Consider the following 20,744-nt stretch of genomic DNA (forward strand, 5'->3'; position numbering starts at 1 on the left):
CGACCGGCAACTGACGACTAGTGGCTACATAAAATGACTTTTCGCGAAATCGTAACGACTTCACTATTGTTTCTGCTGTACCTCGTATTGCAAATTCTGCTCATGCGAAATATAGTTCTGTTCGATTACGCCTTCTGTTTTGCTTACATCGCCTGTATTCTGCTGCTGCCCAACGAAACCAGCCTGACCTGGTTGCTGATTATCGCTTTTGTGACAGGCATCATCATTGATACGTTCTATAATACGTTGGGAATGCACGCGGCTGCTACGGTGCTGATGGCCTATTGTCGACCCTTGGTGGTACGTTCTCAAATCGACGTACCGGGTTTAGAAACACGTATCGAATTTTCATTGCAGGAATTGGGCACGGGCGCCTTTTTTCGCTACGTATTGATTCTGGCCCTGATCCATCATCTTACTCTGTTTTTCATCGAAGCCAGCAGTCTGACGCTCATTATTCCGACCCTCATTCGCGTTGGTGCCAGCACGCTTTTTACAACGATAAGTATCGTCCTGATTCAATTCTTCACCCGAAACTAATTGTAGCCTGGACGTCCACGTCCGAGTGAAAATAGACTTATCTCACCCGGACGTAGACCTCCAGGCTACATAAAAAACATGGCAGAAACGCTCATTCTTCCTCAAACGTCAAATCGTCAGGAGATTTACGACAGCCTGATTCCGCAAATCGAAGCTTTACTTAAAGGTGAGTCTGATTTGGTAGCCAATCTGGCTAACGTAACAGCGGCTTTAAAAGAAGCGTTCGGATTTTTCTGGGTCGGGTTTTACCTCAAAAAAGGGAATCGACTAGTACTTGGTCCGTTTCAGGGCCCTATTGCCTGTACACGTATCGCGTTTGATAGGGGTGTTTGTGGAGCCGCTTATTCGCGCCGGGAAACTATTTTGGTACCCGACGTAGAGCAGTTCCCGGGCCATATAGCCTGTAATTCGGCATCAAAATCGGAAGTCGTTGTGCCTGTCTTTGACCAGGATGGCAACGTAGCGATGGTGCTGGATGTCGATAGCGATAAACTGGACGACTTCAGTGAAGTTGACGCGAAAGGACTTGAGCAAATTGCCCAACTGATTACGAATTTGCCCGTTTCGTAGCGACTTGGTGTTACGTTGGAAAATTAAGTAATGGTTAATTGTTGCGGGAAGTATTAAACCATTGTCTGTTTATGCCGTCTTAGAACCGAATTAAACAAGCAATGAACCATGTTAAAGAAACTCATCGTAGGCGGATTTCTCTTTTCGCTATTCTCCCTGCCACTGTTTACCCAACAGGCAACTGCTCAGGATGTTCCTGCTCAGAATCGTGCGGAGCGCAGGGGACGTACCATGCAGGATGTCGACCCGGCCACTCGTGCTCAGCGTATGACCGACCGGATGACCAAGCAGTTGTCATTGGACGAAGCTACGTCAAAAAAAGTATATGACTTAGTGCTTGCCCGTGCCGAGAAGATGGACGCCATCCAGAAAAATTCAGACGATCGGAAAACGAAAATGCAGGCCATGAAAGCGGGTACTGAAGCGTTTCAGGCCGATTTGAAAAAGGTATTGACGGCCGAGCAGTTTGCCAAGTTTGAGTCAATGCGAGATCAGATGGGCCGACGCCGGGGTGGACTCAATCGAGAAAAAGCCGACGATAACGGCTCAAAATAAGTCCGCTTTTTTCTTTTAAAGTCAGGTCGAACAGTTTTTATCTGTTCGACCTGACTTTTTTATAGAGTAACCTCTTGTGGTGCCGGAATGCAGTAAAGTTTACCAGGTCACGTCTTTTCCTCGAAACACTGCAAACGCTATGTCATCATTCTTATCGCGCCGGTCGTTTGTGCGTCAGGCCTCTCTTGCAACGGCGGCCGGTATGGCAGTCCCTACTATAGTATCGGCAACGTCAAACAGCCGTCATGCTGAACAGATGGTGCTGGGACACAATGGTTTCCGCTATCGTGTTGTACCCGGTTGGGGCGTTTTGGATGCGTCAAAAAATCCCGTGAACGACTGTCATGAAATGGTGCAGGACGCTAAAGGACGTATCTTATTACTGACCAACGAAACTAAAAATAACGTACTGATTTACGATAAATCGGGTAAGTTACTGGAATCCTGGGGGCACGATTATCCAGGCGCTCACGGCTTCTCTATCGGTGGGGAGGGTAACGATCAATACCTGCTCATTGCCGATACAGATCGCCATCAGGTCATCAAAACTGATCTGAAAGGGCAGGAATTACTGAAAATCGAATACCCCAGAGAAACGGGCAAATACGCTTATCCAACGCAGTTTAAACCTACTGAAACAGCGATTAACCCTACCAACGGGGATATCTACGTAGTGGATGGCTACGGCCTGAACTACGTCATGCAATATGATAAAGCGGGCAAACTGATTCGGTATTGGGGAGGCAAAGGTGAAACCAACGATACGTTCGATTGCTGCCACGGTATTGCTGTAGACCGACGTAACGCAGTAAATCCAACCCTACTGATTACCGATCGTCGGCATAATGCCCTGAAGCGCTTTTCGCTAGATGGTAAGTACGTATCAACGATCTCGCTGCCAGGCTCTTACATCTGCCGTCCGGTTATTCATAAGGACAATATTTACGGAGCTGTTTTTCGCAGTATGTCCGACGCCTACCCTGAGTCTGGATACGTTCAGATTCTGGACAAAAACGACCGCGTTATCTCAACACCGGGCGGAACGGTACCAACGTATCAGGGCGATAAGCTAAGCGAGCAACGTAAAGACTTGACCCAGAATGCCTTTCTGCATCCGCACGACGTACTGGTCGATGAAGACGACAGTATCTACGTAGCGCAGTGGGCTTCCAAAAAAACATATCCAATTAAGCTGGAACGGGTAGCTTGAGTTTAAACCCTGATTATGATAAGTTTGATTCTGTTACAGGCGACTGCTCCGCCGTCGGACTGGGTATTGTTCTGGGGGCATTTTCACCCGCTGATTGTCCACCTGCCGATTGGTTTTCTCTTGATTGCGGGTCTCCTCGAACTTGACCGACTGACCCGGCGTAATTCGGTTAGTCAACATACGATTACTCTCATTCTGTTCTGGTCGGCTGTGAGTGCCACAATGGCTTGTCTCTTTGGCTACATGCTATCGCTAGGTGGTGGTTATGAAGATGATACGTTATCATCGCACATGTGGCAAGGTATCGGAGTAGCCGTTTTTGCCTGGATCACCTGGGCTGTCAAGTCTGAAAATCTTGGTCGGATTATACCTGCGGCTTCGGTATTGTACCTACCGACGCTGGCAGTTGCTCTTGTATTGCTCTTATCTGCCGGTCATTTAGGCGGAAACCTTACGCACGGTTCCGACTATCTTACACAGCACATGCCGGGGCCAATACGGTCACTAGCTGGATTGCCGCCTAAACTTCCCGAATTGAAAGCCGAGCCGATAACCGACGTAAATCAGGCGATGGTTTACCAGCAGATCGTCAATCCAATTCTTCATACCCGTTGTATTCAGTGCCATAATGCTGACAAATCGAAGGGCGGACTTCGTCTCGATACGCCCGATTTAATTAAAAAAGGCTCAAAGGAAGGGCCTGTGCTGGTGGCTGGAAAAGGCGTCAATAGTAAGTTAATAAAAGTATGTCTGCTGCCGGAAGAAGATGACCACCATATGCCCCCCAAAGGCAAACCACAGCTTGATGAAAGCCAGATTTCGCTGCTAACCTGGTGGATCGATCAGGGCGCACCGTTTAACAAAAAAGTATCGGAGTTGGCCGTTAACGACGCGATACGTCCCGTACTGGCGTCGTTAGGTGGTGGCGGACCCGTTGACGCTGGCGGAAATGCAGTTGCGGCTAAAGGGCCCGCTCCCGAATCGCCCGTTTTGACGATGAAAGTTCCAGCTGCTGACCCGAAGATTATGGAGGAGGTAAAGAAAACCGGCCTGCTGGTGCTACCCATATCGAAGGAGCAGAACCAATTGGAAGTGAGCGCCGTTAATGCCCGTTCGTTCAGCGATGCACAGGCAACTGTATTACCCGGATTGAGCAATCAGATTGTCTGGCTTAAGCTGAGTGATACGCAGATTTCCGACGCTACGTTAGCTCAGATTTCCAAATTGAAGAATCTTCAGAAACTGCATTTAGAACAAACTAAGATCACCGATGCAGGTTTAAAGCAACTCAAAGGGTTAACAAATCTGGAATATTTGAACCTCTACGGTACGTCTGTATCCGACGCTGGTTTAGCTGAACTGGCAAGTATAAAAAATCTAAAAACCGTTTACCTCTGGCAGACAAAAGTGACCGAAAATGGCTTGGCCATGCTTAAAAAAGCTTTACCAAATCTGGAAATTGTCGGTGGCGTTACGGAACAGGCGGTAGCTGAGTTTGCCAAAGCCGGTCAGGAAGCTAAAACGGCTGAGGAGAAGAAAAATTGATTTTCACTACGTAGCAGGGCGTTACCATTGTCCTTCAAAAAGTGCTACGTCTGCATGATTCTGTACTGTAAGCGCGAACCATAACAGTCTGCTACGTTGTTACAAGTAAACGAACGTTGCCGAAAAGATTTACTACGTTCGGAGAAGCACACTACAAAAGCTCTTTCTTTCACGATTGTCATAAGTCTTTATAAAGAGTTTCGACAAGCCATCGTCTAAGGTTTTTTCTGTACCTGATTGATTGTTATTTTTGTAGAACTAGTAGTACTATTTTATAAATAACGTATTCGTAAGAATGGCTTTTTGGTCCGACATACGATTTCGATTCGGTTTACTCTGCGCAATAGCGGGTTTATTTGGGGCTTCTGTCTGGCTGACGGCCTGCAATAGTTCCGTAGAAAAACCCGCCGACGTAGTGGCGGCTGAAATCAATCTGCCTGAGAAGGTCGATTATAATTTACACGTAAAGCCCATTTTATCCGACCGTTGTTTCGCCTGCCACGGTCCCGACAAAGCTAAACAACAGGCTGGGCTACGTCTCGACACACCTGAGGGCGCTTATGAAGCTCTTGCCAAAAGTGGTCATACAGCTATCGTTCCCGGAAATCTTGCCAAAAGCGAACTGGCGAACCGTATTCTCAGCACCGATCCCGACGTAATGATGCCAACGCCAAAATCCAATCTGACGTTGACTGCTGATGAGAAAGCCATGCTGCTACGTTGGGTCGAACAAGGAGCCGAGTACAAAGAGCATTGGTCGCTTATTGCACCGATTATGCCTGAAGTGCCAAAAGTGAAGGATGGCAAAGGGGTTGTTAATGATATCGATCGTTTTATTTTAGCGAAACAACAGGAAAAAAAGCTGCCTCATACGCCAGAAGCGGATAAAATCACATTGTTACGTCGTGTTACGTTAGACCTCACCGGTTTACCGCCAACTCCTGCCGAAGTAGATGCTTTTCTGGCCGATACGTCGCCCAACGCTTACGAGAACGTAGTAAATCGACTGCTGAATAATCCTCATTTTGGGGAACGTCAGGCTGTTGAATGGCTCGACGTAGCACGCTACGCCGATACGCATGGGTATCAGGACGATGGCCTGCGGACAGTGTGGCCGTATCGGGATTGGATTATTCGGGCTTTTAATCGAAACCTGTCTTTTGATCGATTCATTACGTGGCAACTGGCGGGTGATTTACTGCCGCATCCGAATAAAGATCAACTGATTGCAACGGCTTTTAACCGGAATCACCAGCAGAGTCAGGAAGGGGGTATTGTTGATGAAGAATATCGGACGGAATACGTAGCAGACCGCACCAATACGTTTGGAAAAGCCATGCTGGGTCTGACGGTTGAATGCGCCCGCTGCCACGACCACAAATACGATCCCATCAGCCAGAAAGATTACTATTCGCTATACGCTTTTTTCAATAGTAATAACGAACGTGGCCAGATTCCGTACAACGGAGAGGCCGCTCCGACCATTACGTTGACTAAGCCCGAAACAGACGCTAAACTCAAATTCATCCGGCAACAACTAACGCCCATTCAGCAAAAGTTAAATGTAAATCGACCTGATTACCAGAAAGGGTTTAGTCAATGGCTGACTCAGGTTGGTTCGCGGGCAATCTCGTCAACCGATTCGGGTTTGCTGGCACATTATACATTCGATGAAGCCGACCGCACCGACATTAGTGTGTACGTGAAGGAGCAAAACGAGAAGAAAAAGCTGGAAGCTGAGCAGAAAAAGAAACTGGAAGAAGCTGAAAAGAAAAAAGAAGCGTTAACCGGCAAAAAGAACGTAGTGGCGAAAAAGGAAGAGAAAAAAGAGCCGCCGAAGCGCAAAACAAAAGAAGAACTTTGGAAGGACCCACGTAATGCCTTTGCCAATTCGGTGAACGATACAATTCCGGCCCGGCTTGGTGGCGACCCCGACAAGGTTCCTTACGCAGTTCCTGGACGTTTCGGCAAAGCGCGGTTCCTGCCGGGCGATAGTTTCATTCAGCTACCGGGCGATTTTGGGGCTTTCGAACAAAATGAGCCGTTTTCAATAAGCAGTTGGTTCAATCTGGCCAAGCCAAATATGGCGTTGACACTTCTGGGACGTACCACCGGCCCGATGGATGGACAACGTGGTTATCAGCTTGATTTATTGGCTGACGGACGACTGAAATTAACGTTCAGCCACGTATGGCCTTCCAATGCGATTGATATTGAGACGGTTGATAAAGTGCCGGTACGTCAGTGGTTTCAGGTTGCATTTACGTACGATGGAACGGGTCAGGCAAAAGGCTTTACGCTTTACCTGAACGGGAATCCGCTACGTACTAAAGTTATTAATGACCATCTGATTCACAGTACTGTATGGGGCAAGGATAAGACTCACTGGGCACAGCATTCGTTCTACGTTGGTCGGATGCACGATTATTTCTACAAAGACTTTGCGGTCGATGAGCTACGGATCTATAATCGCTGCCTCACTTCGCTGGAGTTGCCCAAGTTGGCTGGGAAATCTGATGCACTTCAGACGGCGTTACGTACGCCTGCGTCTAATCGGACACCTGCCCAACGTACTGGCCTGTACACGTACTACGTAACGACGCAAGATCCCATTTACCGGGCTGACTTTGCCAAAGCAATGAAATTGCGGGGTGAGCAAATTATGCTTTACACCAACTCCGATCAGGTCATGGTTATGGAAGAACGGAAAACCCCGCGCGAAACCCATCTCCTGAAACGGGGAGCTTACGATGCACCGGGCGAAATCGTTACGCCAGCCGTACTGCACAGCCTGAATTCTATGGACGAGTCGATGCCGAAAAACAGACTTGGGCTGGCTCAGTGGCTGTTATCGCCAGAGAATCCGCTGTTTAGTCGGGTGATGGTCAATCGGTTCTGGCAGCAATATTTCGGACAGGGGTTAGCGAAGAATTCTGATGATTTTGGGAATCAGGGTGCCTTACCAAGTCATCCTGAATTGCTGGATTATCTGGCCGTGAAGTTTCGCGAAAATGGGTGGAATATGAAGGCCATACACAAACTAATTGTGATGTCGGCAACGTATCGGCAGGCATCTAACGTAGCGAAAGAAACGCGGGAAAGCGACCCCGACAATATTTTTCTGACTCGCGGACCCAGCTATCGGATGTCGGCTGAACAGGTACGAGACAATGCACTGGCGACTAGTGGGTTATTAAACCAACGTATCGGTGGGCCAAGCGTACTTCCCTATCAGCCAGACGGAATCTGGGAGGCATTAGCGACACGTAACGCGGTCAAATACGTTCAGGATCATGGCGATAGCCTGTATCGTCGCTCAATGTATACCATCTGGAAACGGTCGTCGCCCCCGCCGATGATGCTTAATTTCGATGCGGCTGAACGGCATACCTGCATTGTAAAACGCCAGAAAACCAGTACGCCCTTGCAGGCTCTGGTAACGCTGAACGACCCACAGTTTGTAGAAGCTGCCCGTGTGCTGGCGCAACGTGTCGTTAGCCATACCAAAGCAGATGCCGTTTCTACTATTTTCAAAACAGTGATCAGTCGTCCGGCTCGCCCTCAGGAAGTTAAGCTGATGAAACAGCTTTATGAAGAAGAGTTGACTGATTTTAAAAAGAACCCGAAGCGAGCTGGAGAATTGTTATCAGTGGGTGAATACCCAGTAGATAAAAACCAGAACCCCGCCGAGCTAGCTGCCTGGACGGTAGTGACAAGTACGATTATGAATTTCGATGAAGCGATCATAAAGAGGTAAGGGCATTGGGTGAAACCACCTCTACCCTATGCCACACAACTATGGATATTCAGGACCAAATACATGACCAACTAAGTCGCCGGAATTTTCTGGGGCAGGCCGGCGCTGGTTTAGGCACGATTGCGCTGGCATCGTTACTTAATCCGACCGGTTTGTTTGCTGGAGCATCTACTCCAGGAGAAAATCCAGTTGTTGGCAAACCGCATTTTTCGCCGAAAGTGAAGCGGGTTATTTATCTATTCCAGAGTGGAGCCCCTTCGCAGTTGGAGCTGTTCGACTACAAGCCGAAACTCGAAGCCATGTGGGGTCAGGATTTGCCCGAATCGGTACGCAAAGGGCAACGACTCACAGGCATGACAGCCGGCCAAAGTCGATTTCCGCTGGCGGCTTCGAAATACAAATTTGCTCAGTATGGTCCTGGTCGGATGTGGATTAGTGAGTTGCTGCCTCATACATCACGTATCGCGCCTGATCTGACATTTATTCGGTCGCTGCATACTGAAGCCATCAACCACGACCCCGCCGTTACGTTCTTCCAGACGGGTAGCCAGCAGGCAGGGCGACCTTCGTTTGGTTCCTGGATTAGTTATGGATTAGGGTCTGACAATCAGAATCTTCCAGCCTTTGTCGTACTCCTTTCCAAAGGGCGCGATGGCGACCAGCCGCTGTACGCAAAACTCTGGAGTAATGGCTTTCTGCCGTCGGTGCATCAGGGCGTCGTATTCCGTTCAGGTCCAGACCCGGTCTATTATCTGAACAACCCGCCGGGTATCGACAAAACCAGCCGTCGGCGAATGCTCGATTATTTAGGAAAACTGCATCAGGAGCAGTTCAAGCAAGTACTCGACCCTGAAATCAACAACCGGATGCAGCAATACGAGATGGCGTACCGGATGCAAACCTCCGTGCCTGAGACGCTCGATATTTCAAAAGAGCCGGAGTACATCTTCGACATGTACGGGCCTGATAGTCGCAAGCCAGGAACGTTTGCAGCTAACTGTCTGCTCGCCCGTAAGTTGGTTGAGAAAGATGTAAAATTCGTGCAATTGTACCATCAAGGTTGGGACCAACATGGTAATCTACCGAACGACATCAAAATTCAAACAAAAAGCGTCGACCAGCCGTCTGCTGCCCTGATTATGGATTTAAAACAGCGGGGCTTACTCGACGATACGCTCGTTATCTGGGGTGGCGAATTTGGTCGTGGCGCTTACTCACAAGGAAAACTTACCCGCGACAACTATGGTCGCGATCATCACCCACGCGCTTTTACGGTCTGGATGGCGGGTGCTGGTGTGAAAAAAGGTGTGGTGTATGGCGAGACGGATGACTTTGGCTACAACGTCATTAAAGAGCCCGTTCACGTTCACGATTTTCAGGCGACAGTACTACATCTGCTCGGCGTCGATCACGAAAAATTGACCTTCAAAAGCCAGGGCCGCCGTTATCGGCTGACTGACGTACACGGAAAAGTCGTGAAACCCTTGTTGGCGTAATTATTTCGTTTAGTTTGAAAGCAGCAGGTGATTCAAATCGAATCACCTGCTGCTTTTTTTATGGTAAAACGTTACCTTGTCTATGCAAACCCATCGAAGAAGCATGGAAGCCGTTATGTTAAATCTGCCGGAAACGTTGGAAGAGGATGAGTTGCTACGAATGCCAGCAACTTGGGAAGAATATGTCGGTATAGTAGACACTGTTCCATACACCGTACAATTCTTGAATAGTGAATTAATAATGAGTCAGGCTACTGCCGCCCACGAAACCCTTGTAGGTATACTTATTTGGTTATTCAATAATTCGTACATCGACCAAACCGAGTATCGGGTTATGGGCAGTAACATTAAGATTGTCATTCCTGACCAGGAGAGCGACGTCAACGCCGATCTTTCTGTGGCTAAGGAGCCTGTTGAATATGGTACAACTCCCGGCGGGCGATTGACCGAAATGCGTATTAAAAACCCTGAAATTGTCGTCGAAATACTTTCCAAAAGCACCCGAAAGTTTGATTTGGAAGAGAAGTTGAGTTATTACAAATTGATTCCTTCGTTACAACACATTCTGTTTGTAGACCAATATCGCCCGTTTGCATCGGTTTATACACGAACAAACGTGCCCGACGAATGGCTGAATCATGATTACCGAACAATGGAATCGGTGGTGCAACTGGGTGATTTAGCGCTGCCAATGGCGACGATTTACCGTAAAACGACATTTAAGTAACGTAACGCAGGTGGAAACCCGCTGCTATTGGCTTATAGTCGCGGGTTTCCACCTGCGTTACAAATAGGCAGACCCGGAAGGATTTCCTTTCGGGTCTGCTTACTTTTGCGTCATGCAACAGCAACTTGATATCTGGATACGTAGCATAGTTCGCTGGTTTGGCTACGTCCCAAACCGCGATTTATCAGGGTGGATTTTGCTTATCACGGCTATCGTTTTGGGATTTGCCGTCGACCTGTTCTTAACCCAGATAATCCGATTTATTGTCCGTCGTCGCCCTTTTCAGACGCTGGCCCTTCTTAAAATATATGCCCGCTGGGCGTTCTGGGTGTTTGTGCCGTCGATGTTTTTTCTGCTGGCAACCAATATGCAGTCGGAACGGTTTCTGCGTCGGCATCCGGTAGCGGACAAAACGGCTGAGATTATATTTTTAATCGCTACTACGTGGTTGATTATTCAACTCTTAAAAGTTGGCGAACTACGTCTTATTGGGCAATACGACACTGCTCAGGATACGAATTTGGCACATCGCAAATTCGTGACGCAGGTGCGATTCTTTCGGCGACTGGTAGCAATCGTTATCATCATTTTGAGTGGTTCACTCCTATTAATTACGTTTCAGGGAAGCCGAAAAGTTGGTTTAAGCGTATTGACGTCGGCGGGGGTAGTATCGGTTGTAATTGGTATTGCTGCCCAAAAAACATTGGCGAATCTGCTGGCGGGGATTCAGATTGCGTTCAATCAGCAGATCCGATTGGATGACGCTGTGGTGGTTGAAAAAGAGTGGGGGCGGGTTGAGGAAATCAACCTGACCAGCGTAATTGTCCGCTTGTGGGACCGTCGTCGGCTGATCTTACCGATTACGTATTTCGTAGAAACTCCTTTTGAGAACTGGACTCGCTCTGATGCATCAATCACCGGAGCCGTTTTTCTATACCTCGACTACAATACGCCTATCGATAAGGTAAGAGAGCGGGCCCGAAAATTTGCTGAAGAAGACCCGCTCTGGAATCAGGACGTATTTGTAGTGCAAGTAACTGACACGCAGCCTACTTGTATAGTGGTACGAGTACTGGTGTCGGCACGTGACGCGCCTTCTGCTTTCGACTTACGTTGTCATATTCGCGAAAAACTCGTCGCTTTTCTCCGCGACGAATACCCCGAAAGTTTACCGCAAACGCGACTTAGACTGGCTGAAGAATTGAAACCAAAAGAAAGTGATGTATGAAGTATGCTATAGGGTGTATGGGGCTAAATACACCCTATAGCATACTTCATACATCAATTCTCTTCCCAGCCGAACGACCGTTCAATGGCTTTTTGCCAGCCGTGCATAAGTTTATTACGTTGATTCTCTTCCATAGCAGGTTGATACGTTTGCGCAACGCCCCAATTCTGCCGTAAATCGTCCAGATTTTGCCAGTATCCGACTGCTAATCCGGCAGCATAGGCAGCACCTAGGGCGGTAGTTTCAGTCATACGTGGACAGACAACGGGACCATTCAAAACGTCGGCCTGGAATTGCATGAGCAGTGAATTGACTACCATACCCCCATCAACTCGTAGTGATTTGAGCGAAACACCTGCGTCCTGCTCCATTGCCCGTACTACGTCGACAGTCTGATACGCTGTTGCTTCCAGAACAGCTCTGGCCAGATGACCTTTGGTTACAAAACGGGTGAGGCCAGCAATTACGCCACGCGCGTCAGCTTTCCAGTGAGGGGCGTACAATCCCGAAAATGCCGGCACGAAATAAGCCCCTCCATTGTCATCGACCGAACGGGCGAGGCTTTCAATATCAGTGCTTTTCTTGATGATGCCGAGATTATCGCGTAACCACTGCACGAGTGCCCCAGCAATCGCCACGCTTCCTTCCAGCGCGTAGTGAACCGGTTGATTCTGAAACTGATATGCTACGGTTGACAAAAGCCCACAGGTTGAGGCCCGAAGTTCGGTTCCTGTATTCATCAGTAGAAAACAGCCTGTTCCATAGGTATTTTTGGCCTGACCCGGTTCGTAACACGTCTGACCGACCAGAGCGGCCTGCTGGTCACCCAGAATCCCGGCGACCGGAACACCCGGCAATACTTCTGATACTACGTTGCCGTATACCTCACTGCTGGGGCGGATGACCGGAAGCATGGCACGCGGTACGTCGAAATCACGGAGCAACGTGTCGTCCCAGGCCAGTGTCTGAAGATTCATTAGTTGGGTACGACTGGCATTGGTTACGTCGGTGAGGTGCAAACCGCCTTGTGGTCCACCAGTCAGGTTCCAGACCACGAACGTATCCATATTACCAAAGAGCGCGTCGCCCCGTTCGGCATCTTCCCGAAGACCCGCTACGTTGTCCAGTAACCATTTGAGTTTTAAGCCACTGAAATACGTAGCAAGAGGCAAGCCTGTTTGCGGGCGGAAACGATCCTGACCACCATTGGCCGCAAATTGATTGACCAAATCAGCTGTACGCATATCCTGCCAAACGATGGCATTATAGTAGGGCTTGCCCGTTCGGCGGTTCCAGACGACGGTGGTTTCACGTTGGTTAGTGATACCGACAGCGGCAATGTCCTGTACCGATAGCTTGCCTTTGATACGTGCCAGGGCAATCACTTCGAGGGTATTCCGCCAGATTTCTTCGGCGTCGTGCTCTACCCAGCCGGGTTGCGGATAAATCTGTTTGTGTTCTTTCTGCGCCAGCGAAACAATTTGACCTTGTCGGTCGAATACAATGCAGCGGGTACTGGTGGTTCCCTGGTCGATAGCAGCTACGTAAGAAGGCATGAGGTATTTAGGGATATTCGTTTGGGTGCGTAAATTGTCAAATTATCCAATTAGTTTAGCGAAAAACCCTATAATCATGCAAAAAAGAACGTTCATAAAGTTATCCTCCTCACTATTGGCCGCTCCCATACTAGCTCCTTTAGTAAGCTGGATATCAGACGATAAAATCAAAAACTGGGCGGGAAATTATGAGTATAGTACTAATAAAATTTCTTCTGCCAAGTCCATTCAGCAAACGCAGGAGCTTGTCAAAAAATATAGCAAATTGAAAGTGCTGGGTACTCGCCATTGCTTCAATGGAATTGCCGACAGCAAAAACCAGTTCCTCTCACTTAGAGAGATGGATGAAGTTATTGCACTTGACCCGAAGGCACATACCGTCACAGTCGATGCCAGCATGAAATACGGCCAACTTGCTCCTTATCTGGATAAAAAAGGCTTTGCACTGCATAATCTGGCTTCCTTACCGCACATTTCCATTGCAGGTGCCTGCGCTACAGCAACGCATGGATCGGGCGTAAAAAATGGAAACCTCTCGACAGCAGTGGCCGCTATGGAGATTGTTACGGCAAAAGGTGAAATACGTTCCCTGTCGCGGGCGAAAGATGGAGAAGCGTTCAAGGCAGCAGTAGTGCATCTTGGTGGTTTAGGCGTAGTTACCAAAGTGACGCTTGACATTCAGCCGACGTTTACGATGGGCCAGCATGTCTACGTAGATTTACCAACGGCCCAACTTCAGGAACATTTCGACGCGATTATGTCGAGCGGGTACAGCGTGAGCTTATTCACTGACTGGCAGAAGAAGCGTGTGAACGAAGTGTGGATAAAGCGCAAAATAGAGAAAGGGAAAGCGCTGGACGCCAAACCTGAATTTTACGGAGCCAAGCTTGCCACCAAAAATCTGCACCCCATTGCCGAACTATCGCCCATTCATTGTACCGACCAAATGGGCGTTCCCGGTCCCTGGTATGAACGTATGCCGCATTTTAAAATGGGCTTTACGCCGAGTAGCGGAAAAGAATTACAGTCCGAATATTTTGTTCCTCGTAAAAACGCGATGGAAGCTATTTTAGCCGTTGAGCGCCTTCGAGATTCCATCAGTCCACACCTGCAAATCTCGGAAATACGTACCATCGACGCCGATACATTCTGGATGAGCCCTTGCTATAAACAACCCAGCGTGGCGATTCACTTCACCTGGAAACAGGATTGGGCTTCCGTCCGGAAAGTGTTGCCGATGATTGAAAAAGAGTTGGCTCCGTTTAAAGTGCGTCCGCACTGGGGGAAATTATTTACCATTGCCCCCGCGCAGTTGCATTCGCGTTACGAAAAACTGCCGGAGTTTAGAAAGATGCTTCAGGAGTATGATCCGCAAGGCAAATTCCGGAATGCATTTCTGGATACGAATATTTTTGGAAGCTGAAAAAGTTATAAAGTTGTACGGTTATAGGGTTGTAAAGTTGGCTTCGCATCCCGTAAAACTTTACAACCCTATAACCGTACAACTTTATAACTTCTACAACGCATATAAACGTATCAGGAAACCCCCAATCGCGGCTCCTACCAGTGGAGCCACTACGGGTATCCAAGAATAGCTCCAATCCGATGAGCCTTTTCCTGGAATCGGTAGAAGGGCATGTGCTAACCTTGGACTGAAATCGCGGGCGGGGCTCATGGCGTAACCCGTCGTGCCACCGAGTGAGAGGCCGATACTCCAGACCAGAATACCGACTAGATAAGGCCCTACGCCGATAGCCAGCTCGCCCAGATTTTTTGATGAAATACCCGCCAGTCCCAGAATCAGGACGAGTGTCGCTAACATTTCGCTCAGGAAATTGGCCCCGGTGCTACGTATGGCTGGTCCGGTTGCAAAACAGGCAAGCTTCGCACCTGGGTCTGGTGTGGCCGCCCAGTGAGGTAGGTAAAATATCCAAACTAACGTAGCGCCTAGAAAACCGCCAATCATTTGGGCCGTGATATACGGTACTACGTGGCTGTAATCGTTCGTAGCGACAGCAAACGCTACTGTGACGGCCGGATTCAGGTGCGCGTCGACGCTACCAAATGCTTTGGAAACAAAGACGCCCATCGTTACTGCAAATGCCCAGCCCGCCGTAATCACAATCCAGCCCCCCGATTCGCCTTTCGTTTGTTTTAAAACAACGTTTGCTACAACGCCGTTACCTAAGAGTAGTATTACCGTTGTACCAATCAATTCACCCAGAAACGGAGAAGTGTGCATAAGTCAGGAATTAGTCTTTAGTCGATAGGAGTCAGTCAACAACATCAAAGCTACTAACTGACTCCGGTTTGTATCGACTGCATTCATGGTTTAGGAATAGTTTGTGCGAATTAAGTCATATTTTCGGCACTTCGCCAAACAATACGTCAGAAACTCGCTAAGGCGATAAAAATTCAGTCATCGGCAAATGAAAAGCGTCATTTTTGAACAGATCGGCCGACCCGTCGATATTCTTAACGTAACGGATAAAGCACTCCCGGAACCAGGTCCCAATGAGGTTCGGATAAAAGTCATTGCCGCGCCCATCAACCCCGCTGACATTATGTTTGTGCAGAATCTGTATGGTATCCGGCCCAAGTTGCCATCGGGAGCGGGTTTCGAAGGGGTAGGCGTAGTGGATGCAGTGGGCGAAGGTGTAGAGTTGCAGACGGGCATGCGCGTGAGTTTTACGAGTATTGGTACATGGTCGGAATACGCGATTGCCCACCATCGCGCCCTGATTCCGGTGCCCGATGCGATGTCGGACGACGTAGCAGCCCAATTGTTTGTGAATCCGTTTACAGCCTATGCGATGGTGCAGGAGTCGGGCGTGCAGGAAGGCGGCTGGCTGATGCTGACGGCGGCCGGGTCGGCGTTTGGCAAAATGGTGATTCAATTGTGTAAAAAACGGGGTATCAAAACCATCGGCACCGTTCGGCGCGACGACCTCAACGACGAGTTGAAATCGCTGGGATTAACCGAAGTCATTAATGTCGAAACCGAGCAATTGGCAGTTCGCGTTAAGGATATTACGGGAGGCAAAGGTGTTTCCTGCATTCTTGATGCTGTGGGCGGACATACAGCCACCGAGGCTCAGAAATGCCTGAGCAAAGGGGGAACCATGCTGATTTACGGATTGCTGAGTTTGCAGGACCCCGAAATAAATGTGGGGCTCATGATTTTCAGGGAATTAACTATTAAAGGTTTCTGGTTGTCGGACTGGATGCAGCGTGTGGACAGCCAGACGCGGCAGGACGTAGCACAGAACGTAATAAGTATGCTGGCATCCGGGGAAATACAACTACCTGTAGAAGCCACGTACTCTCTCGACCAGATTAAAGAAGCTGTCGAATACGCCGACCGTACGGGCCGATGGGGGAAAATACTGATGAAACCCTAAGAACCGGTAAAGCCTTACTATGGGCTTCTGAGCCGTAATTTGTTACTTGCGGACAGGATGTCCGCGTTACTTCTTATCTTTGAAACAATATCCGATGAAACCAGCGCGTTTGTTCCTGTAATGACGTTGGTTTAACCTCATACACTTACCCGACTCGTTCGTATGCTCTTGCTCCAGGTTCCGGCTGTTGATACTACGGCCGCATCGTTGTCGGCCACCACGGCTACGCAACCCCAAACCCTGCAACTGTTTGATTTAGTGGCTAAAGGCGGCTGGGTAATGGTCCCCATTGCGTTTCTGTTTTTTGCTACGTTGTACCTGATTTTTGAACGATATTTTGTCATCCGCTCGCAAACGAAGACGGATGTCGGTCTTATCGACAACATCCGGGACATGATCGCTCAGGGAAATATCAAATCGGCTGAGTCGTTTGCCAAGAATCAACGTACCGCGCTGGGCCGGGTATTCGAAAAAGCTATCGGACGTATCGGTTCGCCCATCCGCGACATCGAAAGCACCATCGAAACTGTGGGTCAGATAGAACTTTCGCGGCTGGAACGTAACATGGGCTATCTGGGTATCATCGCCGGTATTGCGCCGATGTTGGGCTTTATCGGAACCATTTCCGGTATCATCCGAATTTTCTATGACATCTCGCTGTCCGATAATATCAGTGTCGGCATTATAGCCGGTGGTCTGTACGAAAAAATGATCACATCAGGCGCCGGTCTGATTGTGGGGGTTATCGCTTATACGGGATATCACCTCCTGAACATGATGATTGAACGCTTCACGCTGTCCCTCGAAATGAACGCTTTCGAATTCATCGAAGTACTCCAGAAACCAACCACCGAACCCGCAAGGATGCGGTAACTTACTGCACAATGATTAATGGAAAATGAATAATGATTTAGTGCTACCACTTCTCCCCATTACTCATTAAGCATTATTTATTTTTTACATGAAACTCCGCCGAAAAAATAAGTTTGCCGCTGAAGTCGCTACGTCCTCGCTGAACGACATCATGTTTTTTCTGCTGTTGTTCTTTCTGATCATCTCGACGGTAGCTAACCCGAACGTAATCAAACTGATGCTGCCCAAAGCAGCTGCGTCGCAGCAATTGAGCAAGAAACAGGTAACGCTGTCGGTTGATGAGAAAAAGCAGTACTTCATCGATAAAAAACCAGTCGATCCAGCTAGCCTGGAAACCGAGCTGAAAACTATTATGGCCGGTATTGCTGAGCCAACTGTAGTAGTACGTTTCGATAAGACGCTGACGGTTCAGGATTTGGTCGACGTATTGCAGACGGGAGCTAAGCTGAATATCAAGATGGTAATGGCTACGTCGAAGTAGAATCGGGATTTACCTGATTTAAGGATTTTTAGGATTTTGTTGGCCGATGCAGTTTGCATCGGCTTTTTTGTCGCTGTGCACGAAGAATTCAATTGGCTGATTATTTCTGGAACGTAGTATATAGCTCAATTAAAGCAATTCCCTAAAACAATTAATCAATAGTCGGTGCTACGTGGTTTATAAGGTAAACAGAACCACTATGATAGCTGAATATGCGGAATCGCCCGTTTGTCGGGTTGATGAGATGGCCGATGGTGAACTCAGGGAGGTTCGCGTTGAGGATACTGACGTATTATTGGCGCGTGCCAATGGACAATTTTACGCGCTTCATCCTAAATGTTCACATTATGAGGGGCCATTGGCGAAAGGTGTTTTGCATGGTAACCGACTTATCTGCCCCTGGCATAATGCCTGTTTCGATGTGCGTAACGGCCAACGACTCGAATCGCCAGCTTTAAACGGGCTAACCACGCACGAAGTACGTATTGAAAATGAGCAGGTTTTTGTGCGTTTAACTTCGAATGTACCAAGTCGGGAAAACCCGCTGGTTGCGCCAGAAGAGGAAAATCCTGAAACCTTTGTGATTATCGGTAGTGGAGGAGCGGGCGCGTTTGCGGCTGAAGCCCTGCGTGAAGGTGGATTTACGGGTAAGATCGTGATGTTGACCGAAAGCGGAGAAGCGCCATACGACCGCCCGAATTGCTCAAAAGAATATCTTCAGGGAAAAGCTCCTGATGAATGGATGCCGCTACGTACCGATGAATTTTACGCCGATTATGGCATCGAAATACGTACCGGCCAACACGTAACGTCGCTCGATCCGGCAGCCAAACGTATCGGACTGGCTTCTGGTGATACGTTGACGTACACCAAAGCGCTCGTTTGCTCAGGCGGTAAACCAAACGTATTACCAGTTCCTGGGGCTGAACTCGAAGGGGTTTATCCACTTCGGACGCTGCACGACAGTCAGAAATTACGTGAGTTAGGCAAACAAGGTAAGCGTGTGGTAATTATTGGTAGCTCATTCATTGGCTTGGAGGGAGCCATGAGTCTGAGAAAACTAGGTAGCGAGGTCGACGTAGTAGGGCTTGAAAAGGTACCTTTCGAAAAGATTCTGGGCGAAAAAATTGGCCGAGTAATGCAGGGTTGGCACGAGAAAGAAGGCATCCGTTTTCATCTGGGTCGAAAAGTTGACCAATTCAAAGGCAATGGTTCTGTGAACGCTGTTGTGCTCGACAATGGCGAAAAACTGCCCGCTGATTTCGTACTGGTGGGGCTAGGCGTTAAACCACGTACTGATTTTCTGAAAGACATAGCTCTGGAAAAAGATGGAGGTGTTAAAACGGATGGTTTCCTGCAAATTGCTGAAGGGCTTTATGCGGCTGGTGATATTGCTCATTATCCGACGGATGATGGTTTACAACGTATCGAACACTGGAAAGTGGCTGGTTTACAGGGACATGTAGCGGGGTTAAATATGGCTGGTAATGAAGAACCGTATCGGTCTGTTCCGTTTTTCTGGACTAATCAGCAGGGGAAACGTATCAATTACGTAGGTCACGCAACGAAAATCGATGACATTATTTACGATGGTGACCCAGAGAATGACGACAACTTCCTGGCTCTGTACGTTCAGGATAACCAGATTAAAGCTGCTGCCGGACTGAAACGCGACCAGGATATCATCGCGATACGTGAATTGATGCAGGAAGGAAGGATGCCATCAGTGGAGGATGCCCGGAAAGGAGTAGAGTGGGTGAAGGAGTTGACTGTCTGAACCGGGATTTAGCTGATTTGGGGATTTTCAGGATTTTGTTATTGATAAGACGTTTCGAAAAGCGTAACAAAATCCTGAAAACCCTAAAATCAGCTAAAGACCGGTTCAGACAAAATCGAATCCACGCTACGTAGCTATCTGATTACACAGAAACCTGTTTACCTTTGCGGCTGACCGTGCGAAATTCGGTTTGGTTATGACGCATCAACTTTTCCTCAAAAAGCCGCTCGCATTTTTCGACCTCGAAACAACGGGAATAAATACGGCTAAAGACCGCATCATTGATATCTGCATCATGAAAGCCATGCCCGGTGGCGATGTTATCACTAAAAATCAGCGTGTTAATCCGGGTATGCCGATTCCGCTGGAATCGAGCATGATTCACGGTATTTACGATGAAGACGTAAAAGATGCACCCCCATTCAAGGCTGTTGCCCGAACACTGGCTCAGTTTCTGGAAGGCTGCGATCTGGCCGGATTTAACAGCAATCGTTTCGACGTACCACTGTTGGTCGAAGAGTTTTTGCGGGCAAATGTCGATTTTGATCTAAAAAACCGTCGCCAGGTTGATGCCCAGCGGATTTTTCATCTGATGGAGCCGCGCAATCTGTCGGCAGCTTATAAATTCTATTGCAGCAAAGAACTGATTGGTGCACACAGTGCCGAAGTTGATACGTTGGCAACCCTTGAAGTACTCAATGCGCAGGTGCAACGCTACGTTGGCATGGTGGGACGTACCGACAGCGGACAGGACGTAGTGTTTGAAAATGATGTCGATATGCTCCACAGCCTGACGGCCAACACGAACGTCGATCTGGCGGGGCGCATGATTCTCAACGACAAAGGCGAAGAAGTTTTCAACTTTGGCAAGCACAAAGGCATCCCTGTGATGGACGTACTGAAAAAAGAGCCTTCTTTCTACGACTGGATACTCAAAGGCGACTTCCCGCTCGATACCAAACGTCGACTGACCGAAATCCGATTACGTATGTTCAGCAACAGCCTGAACAGCACCGTTAAGCGATAGC

At 48.4% G+C, this 20,744-nt stretch carries 17 protein-coding genes; 15 read left to right on the forward strand and 2 right to left on the reverse strand.

Translation table 11 applies throughout. The features are described from left to right. The first annotated feature begins 33 nt into the window (after positions 1 to 33). The 9 genes from IC229_RS10360 to IC229_RS10400 all read left to right on the forward strand — a co-directional run bounded on the left by IC229_RS10360 (position 34) and on the right by IC229_RS10400 (position 11,628). The gene (locus IC229_RS10360; protein ID WP_190886893.1) at positions 34 to 540 is read left to right on the forward strand and encodes a hypothetical protein; all 507 of its coding nucleotides are present in this window, start codon (positions 34 to 36) and stop codon (positions 538 to 540) included. Positions 541 to 618: 78 nt separating this feature from the next. Beyond that, a complete protein-coding gene (locus IC229_RS10365; RefSeq protein ID WP_190886894.1) occupies positions 619 to 1,110 on the forward strand; it encodes a GAF domain-containing protein in 492 nt (163 codons plus the stop codon). 108 nt (positions 1,111 to 1,218) lie between these two features. Beyond that, positions 1,219 to 1,665: a DUF4890 domain-containing protein gene (locus tag IC229_RS10370; RefSeq protein WP_190886895.1), complete on the forward strand. Its 447-nt coding sequence runs from the start codon at positions 1,219 to 1,221 to the stop codon at positions 1,663 to 1,665. Positions 1,666 to 1,804: 139 nt separating this feature from the next. After that, entirely contained in the window at positions 1,805 to 2,875 is a 1,071-nt protein-coding gene (locus tag IC229_RS10375; protein ID WP_190886896.1) for an NHL repeat-containing protein, read from the forward strand. Between the two features lie 15 nt (positions 2,876 to 2,890). Continuing rightward, positions 2,891 to 4,420, forward strand: coding sequence for a c-type cytochrome domain-containing protein (locus IC229_RS10380; RefSeq protein WP_190886897.1), 1,530 nt, complete (start codon positions 2,891 to 2,893; stop codon positions 4,418 to 4,420). 295 nt (positions 4,421 to 4,715) lie between these two features. After that, positions 4,716 to 8,177: a DUF1553 domain-containing protein gene (locus IC229_RS10385; protein ID WP_190886898.1), complete on the forward strand. Its 3,462-nt coding sequence runs from the start codon at positions 4,716 to 4,718 to the stop codon at positions 8,175 to 8,177. Between the two features lie 41 nt (positions 8,178 to 8,218). Next, positions 8,219 to 9,673: a DUF1501 domain-containing protein gene (locus IC229_RS10390; RefSeq protein WP_190886899.1), complete on the forward strand. Its 1,455-nt coding sequence runs from the start codon at positions 8,219 to 8,221 to the stop codon at positions 9,671 to 9,673. Between the two features lie 82 nt (positions 9,674 to 9,755). After that, entirely contained in the window at positions 9,756 to 10,400 is a 645-nt protein-coding gene (locus IC229_RS10395) for a Uma2 family endonuclease (RefSeq protein ID WP_223833951.1), read from the forward strand. Positions 10,401 to 10,512: 112 nt separating this feature from the next. Beyond that, entirely contained in the window at positions 10,513 to 11,628 is a 1,116-nt protein-coding gene (locus IC229_RS10400; RefSeq protein ID WP_190886900.1) for a mechanosensitive ion channel family protein, read from the forward strand. 53 nt (positions 11,629 to 11,681) lie between these two features. Here IC229_RS10400 and glpK read toward each other — a convergent pair whose 3' ends face one another. Then, positions 11,682 to 13,184 (reverse strand): glycerol kinase GlpK, encoded by a 1,503-nt coding sequence (gene glpK / locus IC229_RS10405; protein ID WP_190886901.1) that lies wholly within the window; start codon positions 13,182 to 13,184, stop codon positions 11,682 to 11,684. Positions 13,185 to 13,260: 76 nt separating this feature from the next. Between glpK and IC229_RS10410 the strand changes: the two genes are divergently transcribed. Continuing rightward, positions 13,261 to 14,607 (forward strand): D-arabinono-1,4-lactone oxidase, encoded by a 1,347-nt coding sequence (locus IC229_RS10410; protein ID WP_190886902.1) that lies wholly within the window; start codon positions 13,261 to 13,263, stop codon positions 14,605 to 14,607. Positions 14,608 to 14,700: 93 nt separating this feature from the next. Here the strand turns inward: IC229_RS10410 and IC229_RS10415 are convergent, their stop codons facing one another. Beyond that, positions 14,701 to 15,426: an MIP/aquaporin family protein gene (locus IC229_RS10415; protein WP_190886903.1), complete on the reverse strand. Its 726-nt coding sequence runs from the start codon at positions 15,424 to 15,426 to the stop codon at positions 14,701 to 14,703. 187 nt (positions 15,427 to 15,613) lie between these two features. On the opposite strand from IC229_RS10415, the gene IC229_RS10420 reads away from it, so the two are divergent. The 5 genes from IC229_RS10420 (at position 15,614) to IC229_RS10440 (ending at position 20,743) form a co-directional block, all read left to right on the forward strand. Beyond that, positions 15,614 to 16,585: a zinc-dependent alcohol dehydrogenase family protein gene (locus IC229_RS10420; protein ID WP_190886904.1), complete on the forward strand. Its 972-nt coding sequence runs from the start codon at positions 15,614 to 15,616 to the stop codon at positions 16,583 to 16,585. Positions 16,586 to 16,747: 162 nt separating this feature from the next. Continuing rightward, positions 16,748 to 17,458, forward strand: coding sequence for a MotA/TolQ/ExbB proton channel family protein (locus IC229_RS10425; RefSeq protein WP_190886905.1), 711 nt, complete (start codon positions 16,748 to 16,750; stop codon positions 17,456 to 17,458). A gap of 88 nt (positions 17,459 to 17,546) precedes the next feature. Further along, positions 17,547 to 17,939: an ExbD/TolR family protein gene (locus IC229_RS10430; protein WP_190886906.1), complete on the forward strand. Its 393-nt coding sequence runs from the start codon at positions 17,547 to 17,549 to the stop codon at positions 17,937 to 17,939. A 199-nt stretch (positions 17,940 to 18,138) separates the two neighbouring features. After that, positions 18,139 to 19,716, forward strand: coding sequence for an FAD-dependent oxidoreductase (locus tag IC229_RS10435; protein ID WP_190886907.1), 1,578 nt, complete (start codon positions 18,139 to 18,141; stop codon positions 19,714 to 19,716). Positions 19,717 to 19,912: 196 nt separating this feature from the next. After that, on the forward strand, positions 19,913 to 20,743 hold the full coding sequence (locus IC229_RS10440; RefSeq protein ID WP_190886908.1) for a 3'-5' exonuclease: 831 nt from the start codon (positions 19,913 to 19,915) through the stop codon (positions 20,741 to 20,743). Position 20,744 lies beyond the last annotated feature (1 nt).

This window comes from Spirosoma profusum, from assembly GCF_014699005.1.
Taxonomy (GTDB): domain Bacteria; phylum Bacteroidota; class Bacteroidia; order Cytophagales; family Spirosomataceae; genus Spirosoma; species Spirosoma profusum.